This is a genomic window from Candidatus Competibacter denitrificans Run_A_D11, from assembly GCF_001051235.1.
Taxonomy (GTDB): domain Bacteria; phylum Pseudomonadota; class Gammaproteobacteria; order Competibacterales; family Competibacteraceae; genus Competibacter_A; species Competibacter_A denitrificans.
The window spans coordinates 1-5,776 of record NZ_CBTJ020000096.1; the positions used below are offsets into that span (position 1 = coordinate 1).

Consider the following 5,776-nt stretch of genomic DNA (forward strand, 5'->3'; position numbering starts at 1 on the left):
AAGAAGGGGTTGAGGCGAATCGATCATGACAACTCCGGGTTAGCTATCCCGGAGCGTGCCATGAAGGGAAGATGACGGGCTTTTAAGCGACTTTAAAAAAAGACTGGAATCGTTAGCGGAACAGATCGGGTTGGCGGGCGAGACGTTCTTTGGCCAGGATGTCGTAGATGGTTTGCAACGATAGGCCATAGCGACGGGCCAGCACCGCTTGGTTGTGGCCATTAAAGTCACGCCAGATGGCGGCGTTTCGGTCGTTTCGAAAACGCTCGCAGTCTTTGGGAATGTAGATCTGGCAGCCGCTCCACTTCTGGCGCACATCCTCGGCCAGATCAAAGGCGAGCACTTGGGCTTGGGCCAGCGGGAGTTGGGTTTGAATGCGTTGCAGGGCCAACCCAGCGAAGTCGGCCAGGATGTCGGGGTATTGGTCGGGGAGGGCAAGGGTGTTCATGGATTGCGATCCCGTGGTGGTCACACCCTATGATACTACAAAATACAAAAGGTTAGAGGGCCAGCCGTGCGCTGGGAAACGCTACCCCGAGCGTGATCATCAGCCACGCCCGACAGTGCGGACAGGCAAGGCGGCATTCGATGAGAAACGGTTTGGCGGGCACAGAGAAGATGACCTGGCACGCCGGACACCGGGTCGACGGCACTTTATAGGATTTCGGGTTATGTGGACGGATTCGAGTCATCACAGGTCATTTTTCCTTTGAGTTTGGCGAGTAAGGCCCGAAATTCGGGCGGCGGTGGCGTCCGGGCGGGTCGTGTGGAGGTGAGGGTTTCGCTGGTTTCTTCGTTGAGTTGTGCGCCATCGGGTGTGGTGATGACAGGGCTTTCTACCAGGCTGGCAGCCTGCACCATCTGACCTTGGCGATCCCCTTCCCGTGCTTTGGCACGTTCGTCTTCGATTTCTTGCCGCGCGGCGCGCTTTTCCTCGGCCTTTTGGCTTAAGCCGATGATGATTTCAAAGAGGTAGCCGTGAGTTTTGAGCGGTCGCTTGAGTTTGTCGCGCTGATCAAGCATTTGGTCGATGGCGAGCTTCCAGTAATCCAGCGGGGCAGGATAAACCCGCCCATCGCGCTCGATCTGAGCTGCACTGACGGCGGCGTTTAACTCGCTTAAAAGCCGCGCAGCCCGCTCCCAACTGAGGGCACGCTCGCGCGGGCGAAATAAACTCACGTAGCGCACCAGTCGCTCGCCCAGGGTACCCGGTAATCCCAAAGCGGCGATCACCGCTTCGCGCGCGGATTGATCGGCCAGGAGTCCTTCAATGCTGTGCGCCGCACCGCAACAGGGGCAGGTTAGACGCATTACTCCGGCCAGCCCCAGCAGATCAAAATCGCGGCGCCAAGCAGACTGCCTATCAGCAAACCGACAAGAAAAGTGATCACGCGACCTCCGGTGGGGTTTTGTTGGCTTTCCTCTGTCGCCGTTGCTGGTCGTATTCCAGCGCGGCGACGATTTTATGGAGCTGTTCTGGTGTGCAAAACCGAACGCTTTCGACCTTGCACACGCGCCGGGCGATCCCATCGGCATAGGCCCAGGCTCGGCCGGCATCGGCCAGGTAGGCGCCGATTTTCCAGACGAGCCGTTGCCGATCCTCCGGCAACGTTCCGAGCTTGCGGTGGCCTTTGCGCTGTTTGATCTTCCAACCGAGCCGGACAAATTCATCAATCACCGCGCTGCGTTGCTTGGCATTCAGATCGGCGGCGCTGGCGTTGCCGGTGATCCGCTCCAGAATGGCCCGGTAGGTGTTTTCGTCCCAGGCCATTTGCTTGGCGGCGATGTGGATCAGCTTGAGGTCACGGGTGCGAGTGGGGTCGGTCATCGAACTGCTTCTCCAAGATAGAGGGTTTGCCTAGCCTTTGGCTGATTTGCCAAGCTGAGCTGGATCGGTCTTATCAAGCCCGGTTTTATCAGCTTCAAACGCGAGCCGAGGGGTGGCATCTTTCACATCACCAATCAACAGGGAGCCAAACTCGCTCAACTGCTCTCCAGCCGCCATAGCGACCAGCTTTGTGCGATTCTCACAGTGGATGGACTCGTGAATTCGAGAAATCACCTTGCAAAGCCGATCTGCCGTTTCCAACGGTATCTGCTGATGTTCGATGCGATAGAGCAATCCCAACAGATAACTTCTTGTTTGTCCTGTGGTATGCACCTTCTCTTTCATGCTTTATGGCCTTCTTGATTTGGTTGATAATTTTTTCATTTTCAAGCGCTTCGTGGGTGCGCTGCATAAGGGGTTTAAGCCGCTTTGCGCATGACCAGCAACACAAAAAAAGTGTGTATGGATCGCCAAACAAAAGCTTCATGCCGCGCCGAGACAGCACATTCCAAAATCTTGATGAATCCTTGATGGCTTTTTTTCTGACTCCATAAAGGTCGCAGACTGCGAGCGGGCTGTAGGGCGCACCGAGGTCGGTGTAACCAATCTCTGGATTGGATTTTTTTGGTGCAAACAACCGATCCTTACAATCAACACAGAGCGGCCTTGAGTAAAGCCCGCCTTCTCCATCGAAAATCCTGGGATGGGGATCGATTCCTACCGCTTTCCAGCGTTGCCCGCCTGCATTGAAGTACTGCCTGCGGCGATAGTCCCAGTGATAGCCATACCGCCCGCATTCAGAACAAAACCAAATAGGCACTACTTTTCTATATTTCAGAGCAGGATCATCTGGCCACCACCAAGGCGGCACTGTAGACCGGCCCTTCATGTGATATTTGGCTATGTCGTACAAGTTCCGCATCAACACACTCCCGAAGCTGCTCATCAGGCCCCGACCGCCACGTCGGGACGACCGCCTCCTTAGCGGAGACGGTTTCGCGGTTAGGTGGCTCCGTTCAAGAGTCGCCTGCTGGGCGTAAAGCGCACGCGACGACTGGCCGGCAGCGTAAACGGCTGACCGGTCTTGACGTGCCTGCTGATCTGGCGCGCGCGCGTTGGCACAAACTGAAACGTGCCAAAGCCCTTGAGCTGCACGATTTTCCCGTTGTGCAAGGCCTGGGTGATATGGGTCAATGCCGCCTCGACAACATGGTCTGCAATTTTTTTCGATGGAAAGAAACCTTGCCGCGTCATGGCTCTGGCAAGCTGGCTACGAGTAAAGTGGATGAGTTCAGGCATAAAAGCGTTCCTAGTTTCGATGGTAACGATCAGCCGTCGCTGATACATGACGGATCAGATCACCGGTGCGACCGGTGAGGGCGTGGAGGACGATGAGCAATAAATCGTCCGGGATCGATTGCAACCGGTTATCGTCAACCACTTCTTTACGGATACCGGCAATCACGGCCTGGCGCTGGTCGGCGAGAAGCGTGTACGCGCCGATCATGGCCGGGTCTCCCCTTCCCAGGGAGATGTCAGCCCGGCGGTGGCTCTGGCGATTTTTAAGAGCACACCGAGGTAGCAGGCATCGATCAGATCAAACCGATAACCGCCAATGTCGATCCAGTCGCCGCCTGGATCAAGCAGGACATCCAGGCTTAAGACGCCGTTGACGCCGTGCTGCCCGGCTTTCACCACGCCCAAAAATATCGGCTCATCGGCTGGATCAATAACCGGGCGAACCGGGCGGATCGGTCGCGGGGGATCGGCGTCAGCCAAATCGGCCCAGCCCAGGGCGTCGGCGTCGGCTTCTGTGAGCCTAAAACTGGATGCAGCGTTCATGGATTGACCTCCACCTCATAACGTCCGGGTTGTCCGGCAGGCATCCGATACCACCACTCGCCACCGCCGAGCGCATCGGCCAGTTTGTCCATGGCCACGCCCCATTTGATCAGCGGCGTATCCGACGGCAGCCGGACGATGATTTCGATTTCGGTTTTCACGGGCGGGTGGGCGCCTTGCAGCAACCGATCCAACGACGCGCAGAATTGACAGGGCATCTCAATACTCCTTGGGTAGCTTGGAATGCGGACAACCGGATCGGCAGGCGCGATAGAACTGAAGCAAAATGGGATTGCCCCAGGTCAGATTGGGATCACGGTTTTGGTATTCCCGACATTTTTGCCGGGTCATGTGGTCGGCAACCGGACAATCCACCATCTGCACTTGCATCGGCAGGGTGGCTTCAACCCGGACGCGCAGGTTATGGACGTTGCCTTTATAAGTGCCTTTTAAGACCTGGTTGACCATAGCCACCGACACGCCTAACTGTCGCGCGACCGCCGTCTGGGAGCTGTCTTCACAGGCGGATCGCAGAACTTCCAGCCAGTGCTCACCGGCCGCGCGCATGGTAGATCTCCTCAGTCGCCGGATCGGGGTGACGTTCGAGAGCGGGAGGGTCGTCTGATAGCAGGGCACGGCGCTCATGTGGGCGCTCCTTTTTGACGGGTTCGGGGATGTCCTGATAGGGGACGAACTGATCGAGATTGGGGTCGTAGACCCCGCTTTGATCCCGGCGCACGATGGGTGCGAGCGGACCGTGGCATTCCACCAGCCGCCAAATGGCATAGCCGAAACTTTTGCCGCTTTGCCTCGGACGCACCTGCCGCAGGTAGCCGGAGCGGTACAGCGCCCGCAGGTAGGCGCGCAGGTTGCGCTCGCTGGTTTCCGCTACGAGTTCCAAATCGATTGACATGAACTGCGGGGTGACGCGCATGGCATTCCAGATTCGCTGGCGCGCGGTTTTCACCCGGTTGCGCGTTCGGGTACTGCCGGGAGTACGAGCCATCGAAGCCTCCGATAAGTGCGGCCATCATTGGCTCACCTGAAAAATAGAGCCGCCCCAGACGGCAAGATTAATTTCGCTCCAGCCTTTGACTTGGGCGCGATTGCGCGCTTTTTTGATGTTTTGGGCGATGTAGCTCATGCGTCCGCTGGTTTTTTCGATCAGCGCATCGAGCCAGTCATCGTTAATGGGGATATTGCAGAGCGCATTGGCGACGATGCGCACATCCTCCCGATCCAGGTCATTGAACTGGACCCACTGATGGACGCGGCGGGCGAGTTGCTCGCGGGAGCGGATCTTGCCCTCGATCTTGTCCATGCCGACCATGACGACCGGCATCCCGGCTTTGTCGTGCAGGGAATGGACGACTTCGAGCATTCGCAGAGCCGTGGAGGCACCGGGCAGAAAGAGGTAGTCGATTTCGTCGATCAGTAACGGTCGGCCTTTTTTGGACATTTCATCGGTGATGCACCGCTCCAGATCCGCATTGCGCCCTTTGGGTTCAATGCCAATCGCGGCCACGATGTCCCGATACATGCTGCTGAGCGTCCAGGCCGGAGAGGCTTCGACGTAGATGCCGTTGGTTTCATTGAGCAGGTGAGCCAAGGCGGTGGATTTGCCCGTGCCGGTGGCCCCGTGCAACAGCACGATCCGTTCATCACCCCGTTCGGCGGATTCCACCATGTCGTAGGCGTCCAGCATGGCTCGAATGTTCTTGACGTTGGCGATTTTTGGTCGTTTCATAATGGGTTGTCGTACCTCTTTACGGGTTGGTTGTGTCATCAGGAATCACCCAGCTTTGCGTCTTGCTCACGCGAAGCTGGGTTTTTTGTGCCATCCACGCTGGCGATTTACGCCACATGCGCGCAATCCTGGGTCTGCTTAGCGAGCGCGAGCGCGGCAGTTTTCCAGGCCAGGAACTGTTCCCAGCCCACTTGTTTCTCCATTTCCGACTCAAAAAGCCGTGGTCGTGGATAGGCGCTGTAGAATCGGGCAATGCTTTCCGCCTCACCCGGCCCGAATTGCCCGTGATGGGTCCGCGCGAACAGGGCGCGAATGTCGTCAAATTCCGAGGCCGCTTTGCTGACCGGAACCGGCGCATT

General features: G+C 57.4%; 12 protein-coding genes and 1 other RNA gene. All 13 read right to left on the minus strand.

Annotated elements, in window-relative coordinates:
* Positions 1-112: 112 nt before the first annotated feature.
* Complete coding sequence (locus tag BN873_RS15485) at positions 113-448, minus strand: Mor transcription activator family protein (RefSeq protein WP_048675758.1); 336 nt, start codon at positions 446-448, stop codon at positions 113-115.
* A gap of 221 nt (positions 449-669) precedes the next feature.
* The gene (locus BN873_RS18905) at positions 670-1,311 is read right to left on the minus strand and encodes a hypothetical protein (RefSeq protein WP_053085414.1); all 642 of its coding nucleotides are present in this window, start codon (positions 1,309-1,311) and stop codon (positions 670-672) included.
* 76 nt (positions 1,312-1,387) lie between these two features.
* Positions 1,388-1,828 (minus strand): gp16 family protein, encoded by a 441-nt coding sequence (locus tag BN873_RS15495; RefSeq protein ID WP_048675762.1) that lies wholly within the window; start codon positions 1,826-1,828, stop codon positions 1,388-1,390.
* A gap of 30 nt (positions 1,829-1,858) precedes the next feature.
* Positions 1,859-2,173, minus strand: a complete 315-nt coding sequence (locus BN873_RS20505; RefSeq protein ID WP_048675767.1) for a hypothetical protein — start codon at positions 2,171-2,173, stop codon at positions 1,859-1,861.
* A 587-nt stretch (positions 2,174-2,760) separates the two neighbouring features.
* An RNA gene (locus BN873_RS19135) (hammerhead ribozyme type II) lies at positions 2,761-2,830 on the minus strand.
* Positions 2,831-3,127: an HU family DNA-binding protein gene (locus BN873_RS15505; protein ID WP_048675771.1), complete on the minus strand. Its 297-nt coding sequence runs from the start codon at positions 3,125-3,127 to the stop codon at positions 2,831-2,833.
* Positions 3,128-3,137: 10 nt separating this feature from the next.
* Positions 3,138-3,335: a hypothetical protein gene (locus BN873_RS15510; RefSeq protein ID WP_048675773.1), complete on the minus strand. Its 198-nt coding sequence runs from the start codon at positions 3,333-3,335 to the stop codon at positions 3,138-3,140.
* A complete protein-coding gene (locus tag BN873_RS15515) occupies positions 3,332-3,670 on the minus strand; it encodes a hypothetical protein (protein ID WP_048675775.1) in 339 nt (112 codons plus the stop codon). The genes BN873_RS15510 and BN873_RS15515 overlap by 4 nt, the downstream gene beginning before the upstream one ends.
* Positions 3,667-3,888: a hypothetical protein gene (locus BN873_RS15520; RefSeq protein ID WP_048675778.1), complete on the minus strand. Its 222-nt coding sequence runs from the start codon at positions 3,886-3,888 to the stop codon at positions 3,667-3,669. Before BN873_RS15520 ends, BN873_RS15515 begins: the two co-directional genes overlap by 4 nt.
* A gap of 1 nt (position 3,889) precedes the next feature.
* Positions 3,890-4,237, minus strand: a complete 348-nt coding sequence (locus BN873_RS15525) for a transcriptional regulator (protein ID WP_048675781.1) — start codon at positions 4,235-4,237, stop codon at positions 3,890-3,892.
* Entirely contained in the window at positions 4,221-4,676 is a 456-nt protein-coding gene (locus BN873_RS15530; RefSeq protein WP_048675784.1) for a hypothetical protein, read from the minus strand. The genes BN873_RS15525 and BN873_RS15530 overlap by 17 nt, the downstream gene beginning before the upstream one ends.
* 24 nt (positions 4,677-4,700) lie before the next feature.
* Positions 4,701-5,417 (minus strand): AAA family ATPase, encoded by a 717-nt coding sequence (locus tag BN873_RS15535; RefSeq protein ID WP_048675786.1) that lies wholly within the window; start codon positions 5,415-5,417, stop codon positions 4,701-4,703.
* Positions 5,418-5,524: 107 nt separating this feature from the next.
* A partial coding sequence (locus BN873_RS20510) for a hypothetical protein (protein WP_048675788.1) occupies positions 5,525-5,776 on the minus strand: 252 nt, incomplete at its 5' end.